Below are 23,670 nucleotides of genomic sequence, written 5' to 3' on the forward strand. Positions count from 1 at the left end.
AGACACCCCCACGATGTATAAGATAAGTTTTTGATAGTAATATCATAACATTCTTATTAAATCGTTGGGCGTCTTTTTAATATTACAAATAATCGTGTGCTATATGTGAGAGAATAATACAGGATTTGAATCATGTTAGGGCTGGGATGTGCGAGAGAATTAGGTTTTTATGGAACTCGTGAGTTTATTTTGACTTTAACTCACATCTTCAGCTATCTCGTGTGTTTACTACCTCTTTAACTCACATCTTTGACGATCTCGTGTGTTTACTACCTCTTTAACTCACATCACAGCCAATATTCTTATTTCATCATTACTCAATTTATAAAATATACACTATGACTTCATTAACCTCCTTACTACACCTCTTAATTTACACAAAAAAGAAGAATCTTGGACAAAAATTCATTTGTCCAAGATTCATTCACACTAGTAAATATAATGGTTTCATTATATTTGTATATGCTCGTAATTGAATTATATCATGTCTTCCAATTACTACCAACTACTTACACTCAATACATTAAAATACATCAAATTTTATCATTATACATATTTGAATTTTTAGTAAATTCAATTTATTTTATTGAAAACCATTTTCATTTGTATTATGATTTTATTTAATATGTTTTTTTAGACATTATTTTAATCAACAAAGGAGCGTCAATCATGAGTGAAAATAGCAATCTTGTAACTTCTACACAAAATATAATTGAACAAGCTTTATATAAATTAGGGTACGATGAAGGTCTTTTTGAATTGATTAAAGAACCTGCTAGATTTTTAAGAGTTCGTATTCCAGTTAAAATGGACGATGGATCTGTAAAAACTTTTACAGGATATCGATCTCAACATAATAGTTCAGTGGGACCTACTAAAGGTGGCGTCCGCTTCCACCCTGATGTAGATGAAAATGAAGTAAAAGCATTATCTATGTGGATGACTTTAAAATGTGGTCTCGTCAACTTACCTTATGGTGGTGGTAAAGGAGCCATTCAATGTGATCCTCATAGCATGAGTCAAAACGAACTAGAAAGATTGTCACGTGGATATGTTAGAGCAATTGCTCAAATCGTTGGACCTACTAAGGATATCCCAGCACCCGATGTATATACGGATGCTCAAATCATGTCTTGGATGATGGATGAATATAGTATTATGCATAAAGTTAACGCGCCAAATTTCATTACAGGTAAACCCATTTCATTAGGCGGTTCACTTGGTCGTGAACAAGCAACAGCTCTAGGTGCTGTAATTACGATTGAAGAAGCGGCTAAACGTAAGCATATTAATATCGAAGGGTCAAAAGTTGTTATTCAAGGATTTGGTAATGCCGGTAGCTTTATCGCTAAAATCCTCCATGATAAAGGTGCAAAAATTGTATGTATCTCAGAAAGTCGTGGTGCTTTATATGATCCAGAAGGTTTAGATATTGATCATTTATTAGAGCTTCGTAAAGAACACGGTAGAATCACACCTCTATTTGATAACATTATTCCGAACGAAGATATATTTGGAATTGATTGTGACATTTTAGTACCAGCAGCTTTAGCAAACCAAATCACCGCACAAAATGCAGGAGACATTAAAGCGAGTATAGTAGCAGAAGCGGCTAACGGTCCTACAACACAAGAAGCAACTCGTATTCTGACAGAAAATGATGTACTTTTAATTCCCGATGTACTTGCCAGTGCTGGTGGTGTAACTGTTTCATATTTTGAATGGGTACAGAACAATCAAGGACTTTATTGGTCTGAAGAAGAAGTGAATCAGTTATTAAAAACTAAGATTGTCGAAGCTTTTGACAAAGTATATGACATTTCACAAAAGAGAAAACTAGACATGAGATTATCAGCTTACGTTGTAGGTGTTAGACGTACAGCCGAAGCAACACGATTCAGAGGATGGGCTTAATAAATAGAGTATTAATGAAAATAGTGAAGTCTTGGCTTTACTCAGTACTTAAGCCACGACTTGGACAATCTCTTGGCTTTACTCAGTACTTAAGCCATGACTTGGACAATCTCTTGGCTTTATTCATCACTTAAGCCACGACTTCAGCCATCTCTTGGCTTTACTCAATACTTAAGCCACGACTTGGACAATCTCTTGGCTTTATTCAGGCGTTAAGCCATGACTTGGACTATCTCTTGGCTTTACTCAATACTTAAGCCATGACTTGGACTATCTCTTGGCTTTACTCAGTACTTAAGCCACGACTTTAGCCATCTCTTGGCTTTACTCGGTACTTAAGCCACGACTTGAGCGATCTCTTGGCTTTCCTCAGCACTTAAGCCAAGACTTCAGCTATCTCTTGGCTTAACGACTCTATTAAGCCATGACTTTCTCTATCTCTTGGCTTTACTCAATACTTAAGCCACGACTTTCACCATCTCTTGGCTTAACGACTCTATTAAGCCAAGAATCACCTATCTCACTTATATTTCACCCTCAATATGTATCAAAAAAGCAGGAACCTCACTTGTGGTTCCTGCTTTTTACTATATTAACTATTCAAAATAGTGATGTGCTTTAAGGAATTTTTCTGCGATTATAGCGGGCTCTTCTTTTTGGCCGTCTGCTTGATAATTCAATTCTTGCATTTTTTCAGTGGATACTTTCCCAACCAATTTTTCTATTGATTTTTTAGCTTTTGGATTATGTTTCAAATATTCATTTGTTGCTAATGGGCTGGCGTCATATGGTGGGAAGAAGTGACGATCATCTTCTAGTGTCACTAAATCATAAGCAGCTATTCTTCCATCTGTTGTATACCCAAGTGCGGCATCAATGCTTTTATTCTTCAATGCATCATATACGAGTCCGATTTGCATTGTTCTAATATCTTTAAATTCAAATCCGTACGCTTTTGAAAAAGCTGGATAGCCGTCCCCTTTTCTCTTAATCCATGTAGGGTCACTTGCTACTCTTAGTTCGTCTTTATGCTTTGCTAAATCTGAAACTTTTTTTAAATTGTACTTTTTAGCTGTATCTTTAGTAACTGTAAATGCAAAGGTATTTTCAAATCCATATGAGTCAAAAAATGTTTGATCAAATTTCTTTTGAAAACCTGTTTTAACAGCTTTCTCAGCTTTTTTAGTATTTGTAATGGGTTCAGAGTTTAAAGCACCTACTAAATCAGTACCTGTATATCTTGTCGCGGATATTTGCGCATTATCATTTAATATCGCGTTATGTTCAATTACCGCAGAACCAAGATTATTTACAATTATCGGTTTGACTTGTCCTTTTGTATCATGCTCGATTTGTAGGCGAATCATATGCGCCATGATTTGAGACTCGCTTGTAGCAAGCGCCGTAATTTTCACTGTATCAGACGATGCGCCACCTAAGCCTGGTAAAGTACAACCGCTTAATAATAATGTACAAATTAAAATTAAAGTAAGTTTTTTAAATTTGATAACGATTCTCCTCCATTTTATGTATATTTGTATAGTATTATATTAGCATAAATTGATTGCCTTATTTTTCTACCATTTGGAAAAAGATTTTGAAGCGGAATGTATAACAATGTTTAGTTTATATTCAATTATACAACTGGTATAATGTGTATTAAGATAAAATATATCATTAAACATATAAACGCACGGAGGATAAATGAATGGACGACTCATTAAGAAGCAAAAGGAAGAATGAACATATTCAGCTGGCATTAGATACGTATTCACCAGTTAGTACTGATTTTGATAAAGTACAGCTTATACATCAATCCATTCCTTCTATTAATAAAAATCAAATTGATTTATCAGTAAAATTTCCGCATTTCACGTTTAAATACCCTATTTATATCAATGCGATGACGGGTGGAAGTGAAAGAGCAGCAACTATTAACAAAGAGTTAGCTCAAATCGCTAAAGCTTGTAACATACCTATGGCAGTAGGTTCTACACATTCAGCCCTAAAAGACCCTAACGCTGAATCAAGTTTCACAGTAGTACGTGACGAAAATCCTGAAGGTCTAATATTCAGTAATGTCGGAGCAGATATTGAATATGCAAAAGCTAAGAAATCTATAGAACTTCTAAATGCTGACGCCCTACAAATTCACGTCAATGCACCTCAAGAACTGATAATGCCTGAAGGTGATACTGAATTTGAAAATTGGCTAACAAACATTCAAGAAATTCAAGATAATATTGATATACCTGTGATAATCAAAGAAGTTGGTTTCGGTATGAGTGCTGAAACGATTCAAAAAGTTAAAGATATTGGTATTCAATACGTAGATGTTAGTGGTAGAGGCGGTACGAATTTTGCGGACATTGAAAATCAAAGAAGACCATTAAAAGATATGGCATTCTTAAATCAATGGGGACAAAGCACTGTTCAAAGCTTATTAGAAGCACAATTATTAAATGCAGATATTCACATATTAGCAAGTGGTGGCGTTAAAAACCCACTCGATGCCATTAAGTCTCTTGTACTAGGTGCAGAAGCTGTTGGCTTATCTGGATATGTTCTCAAATATTTAGATGCTTATGGCGTAGAAGATACAATTGAACATATGAAACAATTTATCGAACAAATGCATGTCATTGCTAATTTATTGAATGCATCAAACGTATCTGATTTAAAATCAGTCAGCTATGTATTGTCTCCAGAATTACAGACATATGTAGAACAACGCGCGAAATCAATTAAAGCTTAATCAGAAAAACAGCTTTTCCACTTCTCGAAAAGCTGTTTTTTATATGTTTATAATATCTTTTACATCATTCATATTTTTCGCAATTTAATATTCATTTTCATTGTAAGTTAAAAGTGATAATATTAAACATATATATTAAACACATCTTTAAAGTACATGTGTACTTTTCTATATTGTACAACTTAAAGGAGAGATTATTATGGCTGATCAACATATACCATCTTTATATTATACGGAAGCTTCAAAAAGTGCTGTCCCACTACTTGCGCATGAACAACACTTGCAAACTGTAACAGCTGAACCTTGGCTCAAAATTTCTGATGAAGGTCTTCAATTAGAAGGTTTATGCTTTGATAGAAATCATAATCTATTCTTATGCGAAGTATTTGGCGGGACTATTTTCCACGTTGATTTACCTGAGAAAAAAGTTAATACAGTATTTAAATCTGAGAAAACTAACCCGGCTTCTGTTAAAATACATAAAGACGGACGATTATATATGTCTTATTTAGGTGACTTCAAAAGTTCTGGTGGTATTTTTGCGACTGATGCAGACGGCAAAAATCCACAAAGTATCGTTTCAGATATCGATACAGAATATTGCGTTGATGATTTAGTATTTGATAGTAAAGGTGGATTCTACTTTACTGATTTTAGAGGATACTCTACAAATCCACTTGGTGGCGTATATTATGTTTCACCAGATCATCAAACAATTACACCTATTATTCAAAATATCGCAGTAGCAAATGGGATTGCATTAAGTACAGATGAACGTGTACTATGGGTAACTGAAACAAATGCGAATAGATTACATCGTATTTCACTAGAAGAAGACGGTGTGACAATCGAACCATTTGGTGCATCTATTCCATATCATTTTACAGGTCATGAAGGCCCGGACTCTTGTTGTATTGATAGTGATGATAACCTTTATGTTGCTATGTATGGTCAAGGTAGAGTACTTGTCTTTAACAAAAGTGGTTACCCTATCGGACAAATATTAATGCCAGGTCGCGATCAAGGGCATATGTTAAGATCGACACATCCTGCATTTATACCAGGTACAAATCAATTAATCATTTGTGCCAATGATATAGAACGTGGTGGCGATTCTTGGTTATTTACAGCGAAAGGCTTTGCAAAAGGTCATAATAGCTATCAATTTCATTAAAAATTGTAATAATTACACATTAATTAGTTAAAGTTTTTGAATATATGGTGACAGAGCTTTATAATAATAAAGTGTTTAACAAAAATAAAATAAGAAATACTAAAGGTGATTGAAAATATGGCACAAATAGGATACGGGGAAGCAAATGGGAAAGTTATTTTAATAGGAGAACATGCTGTTACTTTTGGACAACCAGCAATAGCGATTCCATTTACAACAGGTAAAGTGAAAGTAACGATCCAGTCTCTTAACGCTGGTGATACTTCATATATTAATAGTGATGTATATGAAGGAACGTTACAATCAGCTCCTGAACATATTAAATCTGTTATTTCAAGATTTATCGATAAACATCATATCGAAGAGCCTATAAATGTTAAATTCGAAACAAATCTTCCCCCTTCAAGAGGATTAGGTTCCAGTGCTGCTATGGCTATCGCCTTTGTAAGAGCAAGTTATGATTATATAGGAGAGCCTCTTTCTGACGAATTATTAATAGAAGAAGCGAATTGGGCAGAACAAATCGCACATGGCAAACCGAGTGGCATCGATACTCAAACGATTGTCTCTAATAAACCAGTATGGTTCCAACAAGGAAAAGTAACAACTTTAAAACCACTATCCATAAACGGCTATATGGTCGTGATTGATACAGGTGTTCAAGGTTCTACTAAACAAGCAGTCGAAGATGTCCACCAATTATGTGATCATAACGAACAATATATGCAATATATAGAGCATATTGGTACGCTCGTATATGATGCTAATGAAGCAATCGAACATCATGATTTCACAAAATTAGCACACGTATTTGAACGTGCACAAGAAAATTTACGCAAGTTAACAGTTAGTCATGACAATATTGAAGCATTACTTGAAATAAGTAAATTACAAGGTGCAACTGCTGGTAAACTTACAGGCGGCGGCCGTGGTGGTAGCATGATTGTACTCGCTCAAAATCTCGACATTGCTGAAAAAATTGCAACAAGTGCTGAAAAATTCGGTGCTCATCATACTTGGATTGAAAATTTAGGAGGTTAACGAGATTGAATATGAGTGGTAAAGCCCGCGCGCACACAAATATTGCTTTAATTAAATATTGGGGAAAAGCCGATGAATCACTGATCATCCCCATGAATAATAGCTTATCCGTTACGCTTGATAAATTTTATACAGAAACAAAAGTAACATTTAGTCCTGAATATACAAAAGATATACTCGTTCTAAATGGTGAAGAAGTAAACGAAGAACAATCGAAGAAAATTTATCAGTTTATGAACCTTGTAAGAGAACGTAGTCATACTTCACACTATGCTTATATTGAAAGTGTCAATTATGTTCCTACAGCAGCAGGTCTTGCTTCATCGGCAAGCGCATTTGCAGCCCTCGCTGCAGCTTGTAACGAAGCACTCAACTTAAATATGTCTGATAAAGATTTATCAAGATTAGCTAGAAGAGGTTCAGGCTCAGCTTCTAGAAGTATTTTTGGTGGATTTGCTGAATGGGAAAAAGGTCATGACGATGAAACATCGTATGCACACGCAATCGATGCACAAGGTTGGGAAGAAGATTTATCAATGGTATTTGTTGTCATCAATAACCAATCTAAAAAAGTATCTAGTCGTTCAGGTATGTCCCATACGAGAGACACATCTCGCTTCTACCAATATTGGTTAGATCATGTTGATGAAGATATTGCATCAGTTAAAGAAGCTATACGTAATAAAGACTTCAAACATTTAGGTGAAGTCATCGAAGAAAATGGCTTACGCATGCACGCTACTAATTTAGGTGCACAGCCACCTTTCACATACTTAGTACCAGAAAGTTATGAAGTTATGGATATTGTACATCAATGTAGAAAAGCTGGATATCCGTGCTATTTTACAATGGATGCAGGTCCAAATGTTAAAATATTAGTCGAAAAGAAAAACCAGCAATTTATAATAGACGCTTTACTTAAATCTTTTAATAAAGAACAAGTTATTGCGAGTGATATTACAAACACAGGAATTGAAATTATTGAGTAAGGAAGAGATATAATGATTCAAGTCAAAGCGCCAGGAAAGCTGTATATTGCTGGAGAATATGCAGTAACAGAGCCTGGATATAAATCTGTCTTAATTGCAGTTGATCGATTTGTGACAGCAACAATTGAAGATACGAATTCATCATCAGGATTTATCCATTCTAAGACTTTACATCATGAGCCGATTACATTTACAAGAGAACAAGACAAAATCATCATTTCTGATAATGATGCTGCAGATCAGCTTAAATATATTACACAAGCTATAGAAGTCTTTGAACAATTTGCTAAAAGTTCCAATGTCACATTAAGACATTACAACTTAACAATTGATAGTAACCTTGATGATGCATCCGGTCATAAATATGGTTTAGGTTCTAGTGCAGCAGTATTAGTATCTGTTATCAAAGCTCTAAACGAATTCTATAACTTACAATTATCAAATTTATTTATTTATAAGTTAGCTGTTATCGCTAATATGAAATTACAAAGTTTAAGTTCTTGCGGTGATATCGCAGTAAGTGTTTATACAGGTTGGTTAGTCTATAGTACTTTTGATCACGTTTGGGTCAAACAACAAATAGAAGAAACATCTGTAATGGACGTCCTTTATAAAAACTGGCCAGGCTTACACATCGAACCACTTCAAGCACCAGAGCATATGGAAGTATTAATCGGTTGGACAGGCTCACCCGCTTCTTCACATCATTTAGTAAGTGAAGTCAAACGCTTAAAAGCAGACCCAACAATATATACACAATTTTTAGATCAATCACAGAAATATGTCGAACAACTTATTAAAGCATTTAAGACAAACAATATACAAGGTGTTCAAGATACAATTAGAAAGAATCGTACCGTTATACAATATTTAGATTCATTCGCTACAATTGATATCGAAACACCACATCTTAAAAAATTATGCGATATCGGAGAATCATACGGTGGCGCAAGTAAAACATCAGGAGCTGGCGGTGGCGACTGCGGTATCACAATTGTAGAAAATGATAGAAATAAACAAAAAATATACAATGAATGGTCAAGCAATGGCATTAAGCCACTGAACTTTAGTATTTATCACGGACAATAAAATGAGAAAAGCTAGGACTTTGAACAAGTCCTAGCTTTTTTTCGGAATGATATATGGGGAACCGTGGGGAATGTTGCTAGTCACGGCCGTCTTGCAATATTCGACGCCTCTATGTTGCTAGTTAGGGCTGTCTTGCAATATTCGGCGGCCCTATGTTGCTAGTCATGGTCGTCTTGCAATATTCGATGCCTCTATGTTGCTAGTCATGGACGTCTTGCAATATTCGGCGGCCCTATTTATCTAGTTTGATCAGTCTTGATAAATACAACGTCTCTATTTATCTTGTTTGATCAGTCTTGATAAATACAACGCCTCTATTTATCTTGTTTCGCCTGTCTTGATAAATACAACGCCCCTATTTATCTTGTTTCGCCTGTCTTGATAAATACAACGCCTCTATTTATCTTGTTTGGTCTGTCTTGATAAATACAACGCCTCTATTTATCTTGTTTGGCCTGTCTTGATAAATACAACGCCCCTATTTATCTAGTTTGGTCTGTCTTGATAAATACAACGCCTCTATTTATCTTGTTTGGCCTGTCTTGATAAATACAACGCTCATATTTATCTTGTTTGGTCTGTCTTGATAAATACAGCGCCTCTATTTATCTTGTTTGGTCAATCTTGATAAATACAACGCCCCTATTTATCTTGTTTGGTCTGTCTTGATAAATACAACGCCTCTATTTATCTTGTTTCGCCAGTCTTGATAAATACAACGCTCATATTTATCTTGTTTGGCCAGTCTTGATAAATACAACGCTCATATTTATCTTGTTTCACCTGTCTTGATAAATACAACGCTTTTATTTATCTTGTTTCACCTGTCTTGATAAATACAACTTCTCTGCCCCCATCTCACATACCTCTTTATTTATATTTATTCATCATTTCTTGGGAAATGTGGCAATAATCGTCTGGACATTTTGCTAAACGGTCTTGGTGTTCTTCTGCGCTTCGTACATAATTCTCTAATGCTTTAACCTCAACTGCAATTCGGTCTGCATCGCTTCTATTTGCTATAAATTGACGTGCAGTTTCTAAATGATGCTCTTCTTCACTATAGACTCCTGTTCGATATTTCAACCCAACGTCTTCACCTTGTTTGTTCACACTATATGGGTCTATAATTTCAAACAAGTATGCCATCAAATCTTCTACACTAACGATTGCAGGATCAAATACAGTCTTTACACATTCTGCATAACCATCGTATTCACCTTCAAGTGTACGGCTACTTCCATTCGCTCTACCCGCTTCTGTCTCAATTACACCAGGTAACGTCTTTACAAAAGCTTGTACGCCCCATAAACAACCGCCTGCTAAATATATCGTTTCCATAGCCAACTCCCACTACACTTTTATATTAAGTGTTTTTGATTATTACAATTTTATTATTAAATCGATTTTTAAGATAGACTATATACTTAAACCATTTCAAATAGCGCCATCTATGTGAGTATCTATCAAAGTAATTATATTCTTTAACAACTTTCCAACTTCCTGGCAAAATATCTTTTAACTCTGCGACATTATTATAACCAAACTTAAATAATGGTTTACTAGAAAGTTTAGAGACAGATGGATGATTATTAGTATGTTTAGTCATAAACTTTGAACAAAATTCAGAAGCAATTACTAAATGATGCTTATCAAATGACTGAGCAATCTCTTTATACAAAGCTTCAATTTCTACTTTCTCAAAATACATTAACACACCTTCAAATATTATTAAAATATCACTATCTTCTTTAAAATGTACATTACGTTTAACATCATCAATCCAAGTATAATCAAACATAGACTTATTAATCATTTTATAAAAATATGTTTCATTAAAAAATCGTCTTCTAAGATTTATACTTTCAGGTACATCAATATCAATCCATGGTATCTTATTCAATTTCAAGCGACTGAGACGCGTATCCAATCCGCATCCAATATTAATAATAAATGGATGATTAGAATCTTTAATAAAATTAATCACTATTTCATCTAAAATTTCTGTCCTAATACTAATACCAAGCTGCGTTAGCCAATCCACATATGTATCAAGCACAGGATTATCTATTTCTTTTATAATTTTAACAGATAAAGGATCATTAATAATTGGCATATCACTTAAAGTCTCTTTTGCCTTAACAGCAATCGGTATTAGCATAGATTCTGGTATCCCTTTCAACTCCGACATATCTTATCCCCCACTAGAATTTTAAATTTATTATTACACATTGTAAAAAAATGTCAATTTAAACTTTGTTTTCTTTTGAAAAAGGTTATTTAAATTATGTTAAAATACAAACAATAATTTAACAGACATAAAAGAGTTATTTTAATTTAGAAATCAAATTGGAGGTTTACTATGAAATTAATTGCATATAACGACAATTATTATAATAAAGTGCAGTCATATCAAATGGATGATTCACAACTTCAGTTTACAAAAACACCGAAAGAAAATATTGAACTGACAGCACAAAATAAAAATAGACATTGCATATTGGGATTATCAGAAGATGACAAACTGGCTGTATTCTTCGTCTTACATGAACATAGCGAATTTACAAAGTACTTTTCAACACCAGATGAATCCACAATTTTTGTAAGATCATTATCAACAGATAAACGCTATTTAAGACAAGGCTATGCAAAACAAAGCTTGCAACAACTCAATCATTACTTATTAGAACATATGCCACATATAAAACACATTGCACTCTTAGTAGATATTCCAAATCAAATTGCATATGAGCTATATATTAAATTAGGCTTTGTAGATACCGGCGTAGAAATAAATAACGATGGTGACTTAACAAAATTAATGGAGAAGGATTTATTCTCCCCTAATTCTTAACTCATTCTTAACTATCATTAAATAACTTTTAACTGCCTATTTTTTTGAAATTTATATATTATAATCAACTTATCAAATGAATGGAGATGGTTATATATGAAATTCAAAAAATTAATTCCTGTTACTTTATCTGCTGTTATTCTAGGTTTTGGTGCGGTTAGTGTTACTGATTCTCATCATGCTGATGCTAAAACACATTCTCAAAATGGATTAACGCTTCATGATGATACGCGCTTACCTTTCCACACTGATCAAGATTTAGCTGTTCTACTTAATAAAGATACTGACACATTAACTAAACAGCAACTTATTGATTATTTTAAATTATTAGGCTTTAAAAATGTAGGACAAGTTATTAAAACGGCAGAAAAACAAAATATCGATGTTTCAGCTTTTCATAAGTACAGAAATCATAAAGGCTGGAAATAATAATATCAGAAGTTGAATTTGGGAATGATTAAATTCCCTTTCAACTTCTTTTTGTTTTTGAATAACATTAATACTCAAAAACAATTAATTGTACATAACAACTAAACATTACCATACAATTTGCGAAATTTTACTTTTTTATTTAATCAAAGTTTGATAAAATCTTAATGCATAAATTAATTTAATGGAGGAATACAATATGGAAAATATAGAGAGACAAGAGTTATTACAAGATTTTAAAACTAAGCTTTTACGATTAAATACTAATTTTAAATTTCTATGTGGACATGTTGCTAATAACAATGGTTACTCATTAAATTACCTGAACTTATTGTATTTTATTAGTGAAAATGAAGGTATGACATTAGCTGGACTTGCTGAGTCTCAAGACATGGATAAAGGGAATTTAAGTCGTTTGTTAAATGGTCAAATTAAAGAAGGCTTCGTAGAAAAGAAAATGGACAAGGAAGACAATAGAAAGATTCATGTATTTATAACAGAAGTTGGTCGTGAAAAAATTAAAGAATTAAACAACATATGTATTTGCAATTTAGATCACTTACTAAAAATAATACCTGATGATGAATTTACAAGTTTCATTTCAACTTTAGATAAATTAGACAACCATTTCGGTAATTACGCGAAAGAAATTAAAGAAGGCGAATTACAAATTTAACTTTCTCAAAAAATAACAGTCAACATAACTCCATTTCCACCTCGAACTCACATTAAACGATAGATAAAAACGATTTCATATTATTTTACAAAATCAAACAATTGAAAAATGCAACTTTTTTGATACAATATAATGAGGATAAAAATGTGCATTCATATCAAAATTGTTCCATATCAACTAGATACATTCAAATTGACATATCATATAAATAAAAAAGAGAATTAGAGGAGATAAGAAAATGGATTATAGAGTACTATTGTTTTATAAATATACAACAATTACTGACCCCGAAACTTTTGCAGCAGAGCATTTAGAATTTTGTAAAGACCTTGAACTTAAAGGACGTATTTTAGTAGCAACTGAAGGTATTAACGGTACACTTTCAGGTACGAAAGCTGACACAGATAAATACATGGAACAAATGAAAGCAGACGAAAGATTTGAAGGCATTACATTCAAAATCGACGAAGCAGAAGGACATACTTTCAAAAAAATGCACGTGCGTCCAAGACCAGAAATCGTAGCGTTAGACTTAGAAGAAGATGTAGATCCTAGAGAATTAACTGGTAACTACTTATCACCAAAAGAATTTAGAGAAGCTTTATTAGAAGAAGATACAATCGTCATTGATGCAAGAAATGATTACGAATATGATTTAGGACACTTCCGCGGTGCAATTCGTCCAGACATTACAAGATTCAGAGATTTACCAGACTGGATTAAAGAGAATAAAGAACAATTTATGGATAAGAAAATTGTCACTTATTGCACAGGTGGTATCCGTTGCGAAAAATTCTCAGGCTTCTTATTAAAAGAAGGTTTCGAAGATGTTAGCCAATTAGAAGGCGGAATCGCAACTTACGGTAAAGATCCAGAAACTAAAGGTGAATTCTGGGACGGTAAAATGTACGTATTCGATGAAAGAATTAGCGTAGACGTAAACCAAGTTGAAAAAACAGTAGTCGGTAAAGAATGGTTCGACGGCACACCATGTGAAAGATACATTAACTGTAGTAACCCAGAATGTAACCGTCAATTCTTAGTTACAGAAGAGAACGAACACAAATATCTTGGTGCATGCTCACACGAATGTGCATCACACGAAAGAAACCGTTACGTAAAAGCACACAACATTAGCGAAGAAGAAAAAGCAAACCGCTTAGAAAACTTTAAAGCATTAGTATAAAATAACCGTCACTAAATAAACCCCCTTACTAGTCACGTAGTAAGGGGGTTTTGTGATGCCTATGGAAATTATGTTATGCATTTATTATATGCATCATTCCATAATTTGTAAATAAAATAGTTTATAAATAGACTTCTGTCACTTTCAAATTATTTCCCTTTTACAAACACTACTTTTCGTTTACTCCGCTTCATTTTCCCGTTTTGATCTACAAATTGATAATTTGTGAGTACAGTATTTGTCGTTTTGACCAGTTTAATATTATTAATGGTTGAAACTTTTTCTGTAATGGCAAAGAAGTTAAACATATATTTATACTTGCCTGAATCGTTTTTAAATTTCATATATCTTTTTTTATTTTTATTTACTTTATATACTGCAACGACTCTGCCATCAAGTGGATGTATGCCGATAATATAATTGACTTTTTTAGCTACTTTTTCACTGATTTCTAATCGTGTAACGATTTCTTTTTTTATAGTTTTTGAAGTTGTTGAATACGTTAATGAAGCTGGTATGTTATTTTCTTTACTATCTATGCGCAACTTTACAATGAGTATGTTATAGTGCCCTAGTTCATTAATATCAATATATTGAATATCTGTATGATGTTGGATTGTATTGAAATCTCCATATATTTTTGCATTAATTTCATCGTTGTCCACTTGATATTCATTTGTATAATTATACATTTGATTATAGGATATAACCCCTCCATAATTGACTGGACTAAATACTGTATATTGATTGAGCATTGTCTTTACAGTGATTTGTGCTTCTCTTTCTGTTATATCCGTCATAAATACGACTGGTGTGATATACGATGAATTTTCGATATAAGCCTTTGATTGTTTGTGACTATTGATGATAGGAATCTTATCAATATCCTGTGCAGTCAAATTTCCTTGGTGATACCCTATGTATAAAAGCGCATTTTGTTCATTATCCAGTAGTCCATATACGTAATACTGACTAAATGCTTTAATATTCTCCATTTGCAGTAGTATTTCATTGTCTTTATCACTTTGAATGTTAAGTTTCTCAGGTACTTTAAAATATTCATATAATGTTTCTGAAAAATCATCTTCATACTTCTGATAATATAATGAATCAAATCTCTCTAATAACTTTATCCCGGAATTTCGTACATATACAACTGACTTTCTCGTATGCTCATATAATTCACTTGCAAGTAAATTTTGTACATAAAGTGACCTTAAAATTTTCTGTGTAGATTTATCTATATCTTTTACTTCGATAAAAATTTTTCCTTCATTAATTTCTTGTTCAAATGTTACTTTATGTTTAAAGTGTTTATAATCTCCTTTAGGAATTTTGACTAATATTTTACTTCTATGATGTGGTATAGATCTAACTGATTTTAGTACAAAATAATGATGATAACTAAAATAAGTCCAAGCCGCACTTTTTAAATATTGTTTGATGCTATTCATCATACTTTCCACATCTCTATAGCGATCATAATAAACGCTATAAAGTGACTTAAGTGTCCCTTTTCTTTTATGATCACTAATACGAAATGTAATCCATTGATGTGATTCTGTATTGAGCAATGTTACATAATACGAATGCTTATTACTTGAGAATGTTAAAGATAATAATATCTCATCCGGTTTCAGCAAATTTTTAATTTCTGTTTCAAGAATTTTTGAAAATTCTTTGCTATGTGTATTAACAAAATCTTTACCGTATAACATATAAACCATCCCTCGTTTTAAACAATTATATATTAAGATTTTATTATTTCTTTATTTATATATCATAACAAAATTTTTATATTAAATGTATGAATATTTATACTTTATTCCATAAACAAACTCAGAAATCCATAAATTAGATTTCTGAGTTTGTTCAATCTTAGATCATTCTATTAAAACGAAATAACGCCTATTATCCCAGCAACAAATATCATAAATACTGAGGAACCTATTGCCCATTTCATAACAACTTTTTGGTTTGTACCATAATCTATGCCTAACATACCTACTAATAAATAACCGGCAGCGTATAGTGGACTTAATACGTGTAATGGTTGTCCTAATATCGATGCTCTTGCCATTTCAGCTTTTGCTACTCCGAATTGTTGGGCAGATTCTGCTAAGATTGGCAAAATACCATAATAAAATGGATCATTAGCCATAAAGTATGTGAATGGCATACTTAATATTGCGGTAATAAGTGCGAAATGATTACCCATTGATTCAGGAATGACATTTACTAATGCTTTTGCCATCTCATCTACCATTTCTGTACCATTCATAACCCCTGTGAAAATTCCAGACGCAAACACTAAACCTACAACTGCTAATACATTCCCTGCATGACGTTTAATTAATTCAGATTGCACTTCAAGGCTTGGATAATTGATTAGTAATGCAGTCGCAAAACCAATCATGAATAATACTGGAATTGGTAAGAAACCTGTAATCAATGCGATTAGTAATAATATAGTTAAAAGTGCATTAACAATAACAATTTTTGGTCTTAATAATGCTTTTTCATCTTCATCTGTACCGTTAGAATTATGCATTTCATCAAGTGTTAAACTTAAATGATTTTTAATACCGACTCTTCTTCTTTCTTTAACACCTAATACGTAAGCTGCAAATACAGCGAATAGTATCCCAGCTATCATCACTGGAATAATTGGTGTAAATACTTCTTCAGTCGTTAACTGTAGCGAAGAAATCGCTCTTGCAGTTGGACCACCCCATGGCGTCATATTCATAACACCAATAGATAGCAATGCTAACGTTGATAATATGTATAAGTTCATGCCCATTTTCTTATATAAAGGAAGCATAGCCGTAACAGTAATAATAAACGTTGTCGTGCCATCTCCATCTAACGCAACTAGTGATGCTAAAGCAACTGTTCCAATTGTTATCTTAACTGGATCTCCTTTAACAGCTTTCATAATTGCTTCAATAACAGGATTAAATAATCCTGCGTCAATCATAACCCCAAAGTATAAAATTGCGAATACGAGCATAATACCCGTTGGTGCTACTGTTAATAGTCCATCCACCATATATTCGCCTAATTTAGAATAGAATCCCCCAATCAGTCCGAAAACTGTTGGCACTATAATTAATGCTGCTAAAGCTGACATCTTTTTGCTCATAATGAGAATCATAAAAATGATAACCATTATAAATCCAAGTATTGCCAAATTCATGTTGTAGTACCCCCTCTATTGTATTTTATAATTGTAAGCGTTTTTATAAATATTCGCAATAGACTATTTTAAAAATTTTCAGAATATTAATAACCTTATTCTAATATACAAAAAACCGTCCAATTTTTTGGACGGCTTCTTTGCTAGATTTTACGATTTATTCAAAAGTTTATATAATTTATAAAATACTGGTCGGATAGGCTTAATAAAATCACCAATTAATTCTTCTACATGTCCATTAAATCCACTTTTGAATTTAATAACACCCGCATCTTCTGCGTTTTCTGTAAAATCACCCGTAATACCATAAAAGTTATAACGGTCTATATGGTGTTCTTTAGCAAATTTAATCATTTCCCATTGAAGTTTGTATGCTCCCATAAATCTATTAAATTTAGGATTAGATCCGCTAGATAAATAGTACACTTCATGGTCATTATAAATATAGAGTGCTGCTGCTAAATTAAGTATGTCACCTTCTATACCTCTTAAAATTTCGCTTTCTTTTATTTTTCCTTCAATACTATTTAGCTTTTTCTCATTTTCTTGCTTTCTCGTCTTATTCTTTTTAGAATTTGGACTTTCTTTTAAAGCTTCTTCGATACTTGTTCTTTCTATATTTAATTTTTCTTTCTCAAAAATCAAATTACTAATATAATCATTCAAGTCTATATAAGCAAGCTTTATACATGATTTACCTTTGTACATTTCTAGCATTTTTTTGAAATATGCTTCATCTCTAAAAGAAAAGCCGTGTTTTTCTTCTGCCATTTGAAATAAACTGTAAAATAAACTCACTTCTGAAACTGGTAACTCTCGTACTTTCACACCCATCTCTTCAGTCTTCTTAATATTTCGTCTTGTCTTATATTCCATATCATTTAAGACGTCATCTAGAGATTTATTTTTAAGATCTAATACCGAAATCCACCTAATTTGTCGTTTATCTGAATAACCTATGCTATATCCTTCATGCTTGTAACCGAGTTTATCCAAATTATGAATCAAAGCCCGATTATTATTCGACTTCAAAATTTCTCCACTATGATTTCTAATATTCTCAATAACATATGGATCTACAAGTACAAATAAACAATTTCTTTTTCTTAAATATTTAGTTAAATTCTCAAAGAAAAAATTAACAAGCTCTATATTGTTGTAATCCATTACCGGACCTCTATGACTATAGAAATATTTAAAGAACTTTAAAGACTGTGCTTCTGTTAATAAACATGCAGCAATGATATTTTGCTGACTGTCTTTTACCCCAACTAAATGACAGTCGGCATTTGTAAGATTTCGATAATTATATTGTTCAGCCGATTGCGTATAATGCGAAAAATGCCCCTTCACAAATAAATCAAATTCCTCAACTTCCAAATTTACAAATTCCACAACAAATCCCCCCATAATTGTATATCTACTTACAATAATACACCAATTATGGAATTAAATGTAACTTATAATAAGATTATTCCACTTTAATATGTTTGATAAAAAAATCTAAACACTATTGTATTTTATATAAAAAACCGCCCAAATATTATTTGGGCGGTAATGTGATTAATTATTTAAAGCTAATTTAATATGTGCTAAATGATGTTCTTCATGCCATGATAATTTCGCAATTTTAAAAGCTACTGTTGTTTCACCATTATCTTCATGAATGAATGCGCGTTTCAGTTGTTCTTCAGACAAACTTCGTCCTACTGCAACAATCCGTTCGTTAATACCTTCTAGCATTCTAAGAGAACATTCGATAGGTAATTCATTATCTGGTAATTCAATCCATTTTTCTTGATCAAAACCAACTATCGTCGGCTTTCTATCATCGGTTAAAGCAATCTTCAAACGTTGATACATATTCAGTTGAGAATCGGCTATATGATGGACAAGCTGTCTCACTGTCCAACTACCTTCTCTGTACTTTTTCTTTAATGCTTCGTCGTTTAATCCATCAACAACTTTTCTTAATCGATTTGCGTAGTTACCAATCTCATCTAACCACTGATTAATATCATTCATTGTTACTTTTTCAGGTAATTCTAATTCTCCAATCGGAAATCTTACATCCACAATAATCACCCTTTTCATTAGATTAAATTCACCTTTATTATAGGGGATATTTACTATGAAAGAAAATTAAACAGATTGAGTGGTTAAGTAATTGATTAATTCCAAAAAACAGGAACACCAACTAGGCGTTCCTGTTTGAATATTTATTTTGTAATTTTCACTTTACCGACTGAGTTGTCTTTACTTTTTGCTGATACTTCAAATTTCAAGCCATGATTCGGTAATAATACGCCTGCATCTTTTTGTCCTTGGTTTGAGTAATTTTGACTGTCATCGAATACAGGATTTTTCTTCGTTTTATTATCATGAAGTTTATAGCCGTCTTCGTTTTTCAATTTCAATTTAGGTTGGTGATCTAAACTAAATGCTGCATCTCTAATTTGGAATTGTGTTGTTGCTGGATCATCAGCTACACCTTTTTTCTTCCAATTCAATGCATTTTGGTCAGCATCTACAACGCTTATGAAACCTTGTCCTTGGTGTGAACTTACGTTGTTATCTGAGAAACTCTTATCAACGTACCAAACTGTTAAACCTTTGTTGTAAGACATTGTTCCGCCACCGCGTTTAATGTGTTGTAATCCTTTATCTGGTCCTGTAAAGTTTCTCCATTGTAATAAATAGTAGTTCTCATCATATCTATTGCCATCACTTTGTTCAAAGCCTTGTAAATCAAATTTCGCTTTATTTTCTGCATTATCACTGAAGATTTTTTGTCCATCTTCTGAAGTTACTCTAACTTTATCGACAAACCAACCTGGATTTGTTTCAAATTTATCTGTTACATATAAGAATCTTAATTTTACTTTTTTGCCATCGTATTTTGATAAATCAAATTTAGCATTTACATATCCTTCAGACTGACCATCAATACCATTTCCTTGGTTCTGACCACTCTCTGATGGATCATCATTGTTCGTAATATTACCTGCTACGTTTTCCCAATTTTGACCATCGTCTGTAGATACTTGAACATAACCATAGTCAAATCCTTGTTCTATATCATACCAAGTCTTAAATTTTAGCTTACTTGATTTAGCAGAACTTAAATCTAATGCTGTTTCCATTGAATATTGTGAATCATCATCTGCGCCACTCCAGTATGCTTTCTTACCTTGAAATGGTTTTTGAATTAAAGTAGATTTGTCAGGGAGCTTAACTTTAATTGCATCATTGTTTGTTCCTTTAGTAGATGCTTCATCTATAAGTTCTGACGTTTCACCTTTAAATTCAGATGCGTTGATTTCATTACCTGTTTGCCAATTACCACCATGTAATTGTTGAAGCATTTCTTTCATGTATGGATCAAATCCAGTCGGTTCAGTACCTGGAACAGTTCCTGCCCAACTACCTGATGACATAATAGACCAGAATGAAACAGGTTCACCTTTACCTGAATACTCAGTATCATATTCATCCGGTAATCCTAAATCATGTCCGAATTCATGAGAGAACACACCTGCTGCACCATCTTCAGGTTGAACTGTGTAATCAATTGCTGCTAATTTCCCATCAAATTGATCAAGCCCAGAATCAGTGCCTGGAATTGTATAAGGTTCACCTTTATCATCAATATCAAGTGACCATCTATGTGACCAAATAGCATCTGTTCCTAATTTACCGCCACCTGATTCTTCACCAGGTCCTGCATGTACAATCATAATGTGATCAATGATACCATCTTTCTCATCATAAACGCCGTCACCATCAATATCATCACGATCCCATTGATCATAATCGCTTAAATTAATATCTGGATCTTTCGCTGCTTGTTCTAGCGCTTCTTTAATCAATTCTTTCGGTTTACCATCACTGCCACTTTCGTCTGGCACATTTCCACCATAATAACTTGCAGGATGTTTAGCTTTATACCAACCATGCACTTTTCCATCTATATCATAACTACCACCAGATTGGTTTTTGTAATACTGTTTCATACTCATTAAATTCTCGCCATTTGGACCTTTATAACCATTTTCTCCAAATACCATATCTTGAAAATGCGAAACTGTATAATCATCATAGTACATATCCGTTTCATCTTTTTTAATTGAATTGTGTGGATAGTCTGGAAATTCCATCGCTAGTACTAACACTTTATCTTGTCGTACTTTACCTTTATATTTTTCTTCTTGAACATTATCAACACGTTTACCGTTGTTTTTCTTTTTATACATTTCTTTTTGATTCTTATTCATCTGTCCTTGACGCTTACCATTATTCCCCTTGTTGTACTTCTTATCAAAAAGTCCTTTATTCGGTATGTATTTTTGATGATATTGTTCACCTTTACCATCCATATACTCTCTGATCTTTTTGTTTTTCTGTTCAGGTGTTTCAGATGATTCAATAACACCGTCTTTTTCTAATGTTTCGAGTAACCTGTCTTCATTTGGTGCGACACTATTTGCAGATGCTTGAGTAGCAAATGCAGGTAGTGCAATCAGAGCACTCAAAGACGCTAATGATAATTTTTTCATAAATAAATTCACTTTAAAAAATCCCCCTTATTTATCTAATCTATATACATTATATACATATTCCCATAAAATAGTAGTAAGAATTCAAAAAATTCTAATTTTTCTTTTTAATATATCTAAATAATATACCTCCGTATAATTTTACTTTATGCAAAATTATACGGAGGTATATTGTTAGTTATTCTATAATAAAATGATTTTCTTTCAAGTCCCTTACAGCATTGTCTAAAATCTTTTCAGTATGTGCAGAAATCGTATGTAAATGAAGGTTATCTGTTAAGTGCGCTAACATTTGTCCTTCAAACTTTTCCATTTCACTAATGAATTTAGATAAATCTTCGTACGTTTCAATCATTAAATCCGCTTTAATACTGCCATACACAGGATGATCAATCGCAACATCATCAATCATTGCCCCGTTATCCAATATAAGCTTTAACTCTTCTTCCATTCGGTCATTATCATGTTGGCAAACAATGACACGTTTATATCTTTTACCGCATTGTACATTATTAACAACATAACCACGACTTGTTGAATCAATATTATAATTTTGTGATTTCAATATAGAAATATCTTTCACAATAATCTGTCTCGAAACATCGAATTGTTGACTCAGTTGTTTACCGCTAATCGGTTCATCTGAAGATTCGAGTAATTGTAAAATTTGTTCTCTTCTTTTAAAAGGGTTATTCATTTCACTGATCTCCTCTTATAGCTGTTTTTAAATGGTGCAAACAAGTATCTATGTCATTTCTAGTCGTAAATTTTCCAATAGATAAACGTATATATTGGTCATACGTTTTCTCAGGTATTGAATCTATTTTAACTTGTAAACCACTACTTAACAATGCGCCATGACCACATGCAGTGCCTGTCGAAACACATATATTTCTATTCGACAAATATTGCATAATATATTGTCCTTCATATATCGGTGTTAATACTGCAATAATATGTGGTGCTTGCGCTTTGTAAACAATAGGTGTAAATGATAAGTCACTTAATTGTTCGATGAAGTATTGTTGTAAAGTATGCATCTCGTCAATACTAGGTGTTATTGATAATGCTTTTGTCATCGCGATAATACTTGGTGAATCTATTGTACCATTTTGTGTATACATTTCATGAAAATAATGTTGATTTAACGGCTTTACATATTCATGATTCATCATTAACACACCCGAACCTTTTGTACCGTGAAACTTATGACCTGAAAAAGCGTATGAACTGAAGCATTTTATATTAATATCATTTAATTTATGAACTGCTTGTACGCCATCAACATGTATTGGAATATTGTAATCCTGTGCAATTTGACTCAATGCTTCAACAGGTAATATGTATCCAGTCTCAGAATTAACATGTTGTGCAATGATGAGCACGACATCATCTGTCATGAAGTCAGTCGTATGTTCTAAATCTATTTCTCCATTATTGTCTAAAGGCAACATAATCATTTCAAATTTATCTTGATAAACTTCTAAAGCGGCATGTATAGAGGGATGTTCATAAGGTGAAACGAGTACTTTACCGCCCTCCATCTCTTTCAAAAAACTATGTATCGCAATTTCATTTGCATGAGAACCGCTTCTTGTATAAATCACTTCTTTATCTGTTGAAAAGTAATCCTTTATAAATTGTTTACACTCATCCAATAACTGTCTAGTATGTATACCACCTATATGTAAACTTTCGCTATTGTAATATGCTTCGCGCTGTATATCTTGATAGACATCCATCACTTGGCTATCAATCCTCGTAGTTGATGCATTATCTAAATAAATCAATTATAATCCCCCTCTTGT

20 protein-coding genes are annotated in these 23,670 nt (G+C 32.8%); 10 read left to right on the plus strand and 10 right to left on the minus strand.

What is annotated here, in order from left to right:
* Positions 1 to 669 precede the first annotated feature (669 nt).
* Positions 670 to 1,914, plus strand: a complete 1,245-nt coding sequence (locus LQ622_RS08945) for a Glu/Leu/Phe/Val family dehydrogenase (protein ID WP_107576772.1) — start codon at positions 670 to 672, stop codon at positions 1,912 to 1,914.
* Between the two features lie 596 nt (positions 1,915 to 2,510).
* On the opposite strand, the gene LQ622_RS08950 is transcribed toward LQ622_RS08945, so the two are convergent.
* Positions 2,511 to 3,422 (minus strand): osmoprotectant ABC transporter substrate-binding protein, encoded by a 912-nt coding sequence (locus LQ622_RS08950; RefSeq protein WP_196308041.1) that lies wholly within the window; start codon positions 3,420 to 3,422, stop codon positions 2,511 to 2,513.
* A 200-nt stretch (positions 3,423 to 3,622) separates the two neighbouring features.
* On the opposite strand from LQ622_RS08950, the gene fni reads away from it, so the two are divergent.
* The 5 genes from fni to LQ622_RS08975 all read left to right on the plus strand — a co-directional run bounded on the left by fni (position 3,623) and on the right by LQ622_RS08975 (position 8,962).
* A complete protein-coding gene (gene fni / locus LQ622_RS08955; protein ID WP_025907581.1) occupies positions 3,623 to 4,669 on the plus strand; it encodes a type 2 isopentenyl-diphosphate Delta-isomerase in 1,047 nt (348 codons plus the stop codon).
* A gap of 199 nt (positions 4,670 to 4,868) precedes the next feature.
* Positions 4,869 to 5,843: an SMP-30/gluconolactonase/LRE family protein gene (locus tag LQ622_RS08960; protein WP_239774963.1), complete on the plus strand. Its 975-nt coding sequence runs from the start codon at positions 4,869 to 4,871 to the stop codon at positions 5,841 to 5,843.
* A gap of 117 nt (positions 5,844 to 5,960) precedes the next feature.
* Complete coding sequence (gene mvk / locus LQ622_RS08965) at positions 5,961 to 6,884, plus strand: mevalonate kinase (RefSeq protein WP_025907576.1); 924 nt, start codon at positions 5,961 to 5,963, stop codon at positions 6,882 to 6,884.
* Positions 6,885 to 6,889: 5 nt separating this feature from the next.
* A complete protein-coding gene (mvaD, locus tag LQ622_RS08970) occupies positions 6,890 to 7,873 on the plus strand; it encodes a diphosphomevalonate decarboxylase (protein WP_126477642.1) in 984 nt (327 codons plus the stop codon).
* A gap of 12 nt (positions 7,874 to 7,885) precedes the next feature.
* Positions 7,886 to 8,962 carry a phosphomevalonate kinase gene (locus tag LQ622_RS08975; protein ID WP_037589206.1) on the plus strand — a complete coding sequence of 359 codons (1,077 nt, stop codon included), beginning with the start codon at positions 7,886 to 7,888 and terminating at the stop codon, positions 8,960 to 8,962.
* An 870-nt stretch (positions 8,963 to 9,832) separates the two neighbouring features.
* On the opposite strand, the gene LQ622_RS08980 is transcribed toward LQ622_RS08975, so the two are convergent.
* A complete protein-coding gene (locus tag LQ622_RS08980) occupies positions 9,833 to 10,303 on the minus strand; it encodes a peptide-methionine (S)-S-oxide reductase (protein WP_239774965.1) in 471 nt (156 codons plus the stop codon).
* A gap of 25 nt (positions 10,304 to 10,328) precedes the next feature.
* Positions 10,329 to 11,153, minus strand: a complete 825-nt coding sequence (locus tag LQ622_RS08985) for a class I SAM-dependent methyltransferase (protein WP_159316047.1) — start codon at positions 11,151 to 11,153, stop codon at positions 10,329 to 10,331.
* A gap of 171 nt (positions 11,154 to 11,324) precedes the next feature.
* On the opposite strand from LQ622_RS08985, the gene LQ622_RS08990 reads away from it, so the two are divergent.
* The 4 genes from LQ622_RS08990 (at position 11,325) to trhO (ending at position 14,107) form a co-directional block, all read left to right on the plus strand.
* Positions 11,325 to 11,816 (plus strand): GNAT family N-acetyltransferase, encoded by a 492-nt coding sequence (locus tag LQ622_RS08990; protein ID WP_239774967.1) that lies wholly within the window; start codon positions 11,325 to 11,327, stop codon positions 11,814 to 11,816.
* A gap of 96 nt (positions 11,817 to 11,912) precedes the next feature.
* Positions 11,913 to 12,245, plus strand: coding sequence for an SPIN family peroxidase inhibitor (spn, locus tag LQ622_RS08995; RefSeq protein ID WP_126476562.1), 333 nt, complete (start codon positions 11,913 to 11,915; stop codon positions 12,243 to 12,245).
* Between the two features lie 199 nt (positions 12,246 to 12,444).
* Positions 12,445 to 12,921 (plus strand): MarR family winged helix-turn-helix transcriptional regulator, encoded by a 477-nt coding sequence (locus LQ622_RS09000; protein WP_239774970.1) that lies wholly within the window; start codon positions 12,445 to 12,447, stop codon positions 12,919 to 12,921.
* A 238-nt stretch (positions 12,922 to 13,159) separates the two neighbouring features.
* Positions 13,160 to 14,107 carry an oxygen-dependent tRNA uridine(34) hydroxylase TrhO gene (gene trhO, locus LQ622_RS09005; protein WP_037589192.1) on the plus strand — a complete coding sequence of 316 codons (948 nt, stop codon included), beginning with the start codon at positions 13,160 to 13,162 and terminating at the stop codon, positions 14,105 to 14,107.
* A 149-nt stretch (positions 14,108 to 14,256) separates the two neighbouring features.
* Here the strand turns inward: trhO and LQ622_RS09010 are convergent, their stop codons facing one another.
* The 7 genes from LQ622_RS09010 to LQ622_RS09040 all read right to left on the minus strand — a co-directional run bounded on the left by LQ622_RS09010 (position 14,257) and on the right by LQ622_RS09040 (position 23,652).
* Complete coding sequence (locus LQ622_RS09010) at positions 14,257 to 15,825, minus strand: hypothetical protein (RefSeq protein WP_239774972.1); 1,569 nt, start codon at positions 15,823 to 15,825, stop codon at positions 14,257 to 14,259.
* Between the two features lie 173 nt (positions 15,826 to 15,998).
* Positions 15,999 to 17,306 carry a CitMHS family transporter gene (locus LQ622_RS09015; RefSeq protein ID WP_037589187.1) on the minus strand — a complete coding sequence of 436 codons (1,308 nt, stop codon included), beginning with the start codon at positions 17,304 to 17,306 and terminating at the stop codon, positions 15,999 to 16,001.
* 150 nt (positions 17,307 to 17,456) lie between these two features.
* Complete coding sequence (locus tag LQ622_RS09020) at positions 17,457 to 18,701, minus strand: aminoacyltransferase (protein WP_239774974.1); 1,245 nt, start codon at positions 18,699 to 18,701, stop codon at positions 17,457 to 17,459.
* Between the two features lie 168 nt (positions 18,702 to 18,869).
* The gene (locus tag LQ622_RS09025; RefSeq protein WP_058612126.1) at positions 18,870 to 19,382 is read right to left on the minus strand and encodes a YfiT family bacillithiol transferase; all 513 of its coding nucleotides are present in this window, start codon (positions 19,380 to 19,382) and stop codon (positions 18,870 to 18,872) included.
* Positions 19,383 to 19,525: 143 nt separating this feature from the next.
* Positions 19,526 to 21,862 carry an immune inhibitor A domain-containing protein gene (locus tag LQ622_RS09030; protein WP_239775069.1) on the minus strand — a complete coding sequence of 779 codons (2,337 nt, stop codon included), beginning with the start codon at positions 21,860 to 21,862 and terminating at the stop codon, positions 19,526 to 19,528.
* Positions 21,863 to 22,040: 178 nt separating this feature from the next.
* Positions 22,041 to 22,559, minus strand: a complete 519-nt coding sequence (locus LQ622_RS09035; RefSeq protein ID WP_239774977.1) for a transcription repressor NadR — start codon at positions 22,557 to 22,559, stop codon at positions 22,041 to 22,043.
* A 1-nt stretch (position 22,560) separates the two neighbouring features.
* Entirely contained in the window at positions 22,561 to 23,652 is a 1,092-nt protein-coding gene (locus LQ622_RS09040) for a cysteine desulfurase family protein (protein WP_204258695.1), read from the minus strand.
* Positions 23,653 to 23,670 lie beyond the last annotated feature (18 nt).

The organism is Mammaliicoccus sp. N-M50, assembly GCF_022386995.1.
In the GTDB taxonomy this organism is placed as follows: Bacteria; Bacillota; Bacilli; order Staphylococcales; family Staphylococcaceae; genus Mammaliicoccus; species Mammaliicoccus sciuri_A.

Bases quoted from the DNA above. Each gene is read 5' to 3' on its own strand.
- LQ622_RS08975 (WP_037589206.1), top strand. From the start codon at position 7,886: ATGATTCAAGTCAAAGCGCCAGGAAAGCTGTATATTGCTGGAGAATAT.
- LQ622_RS08945 (WP_107576772.1), top strand. From the start codon at position 670: ATGAGTGAAAATAGCAATCTTGTAACTTCTACACAAAATATAATTGAA.
- LQ622_RS09010 (WP_239774972.1), bottom strand. From the start codon at position 15,825: ATGTTATACGGTAAAGATTTTGTTAATACACATAGCAAAGAATTTTCA.
- trhO (WP_037589192.1), top strand. From the start codon at position 13,160: ATGGATTATAGAGTACTATTGTTTTATAAATATACAACAATTACTGAC.
- LQ622_RS08980 (WP_239774965.1), bottom strand. From the start codon at position 10,303: ATGGAAACGATATATTTAGCAGGCGGTTGTTTATGGGGCGTACAAGCT.
- LQ622_RS08985 (WP_159316047.1), bottom strand. From the start codon at position 11,153: ATGTCGGAGTTGAAAGGGATACCAGAATCTATGCTAATACCGATTGCT.
- fni (WP_025907581.1), top strand. From the start codon at position 3,623: ATGGACGACTCATTAAGAAGCAAAAGGAAGAATGAACATATTCAGCTG.
- LQ622_RS09030 (WP_239775069.1), bottom strand. From the start codon at position 21,862: ATGAAAAAATTATCATTAGCGTCTTTGAGTGCTCTGATTGCACTACCT.
- spn (WP_126476562.1), top strand. From the start codon at position 11,913: ATGAAATTCAAAAAATTAATTCCTGTTACTTTATCTGCTGTTATTCTA.
- LQ622_RS08990 (WP_239774967.1), top strand. From the start codon at position 11,325: ATGAAATTAATTGCATATAACGACAATTATTATAATAAAGTGCAGTCA.
- mvk (WP_025907576.1), top strand. From the start codon at position 5,961: ATGGCACAAATAGGATACGGGGAAGCAAATGGGAAAGTTATTTTAATA.
- LQ622_RS08960 (WP_239774963.1), top strand. From the start codon at position 4,869: ATGGCTGATCAACATATACCATCTTTATATTATACGGAAGCTTCAAAA.
- LQ622_RS09000 (WP_239774970.1), top strand. From the start codon at position 12,445: ATGGAAAATATAGAGAGACAAGAGTTATTACAAGATTTTAAAACTAAG.
- LQ622_RS09015 (WP_037589187.1), bottom strand. From the start codon at position 17,306: ATGAATTTGGCAATACTTGGATTTATAATGGTTATCATTTTTATGATT.
- LQ622_RS09035 (WP_239774977.1), bottom strand. From the start codon at position 22,559: ATGAATAACCCTTTTAAAAGAAGAGAACAAATTTTACAATTACTCGAA.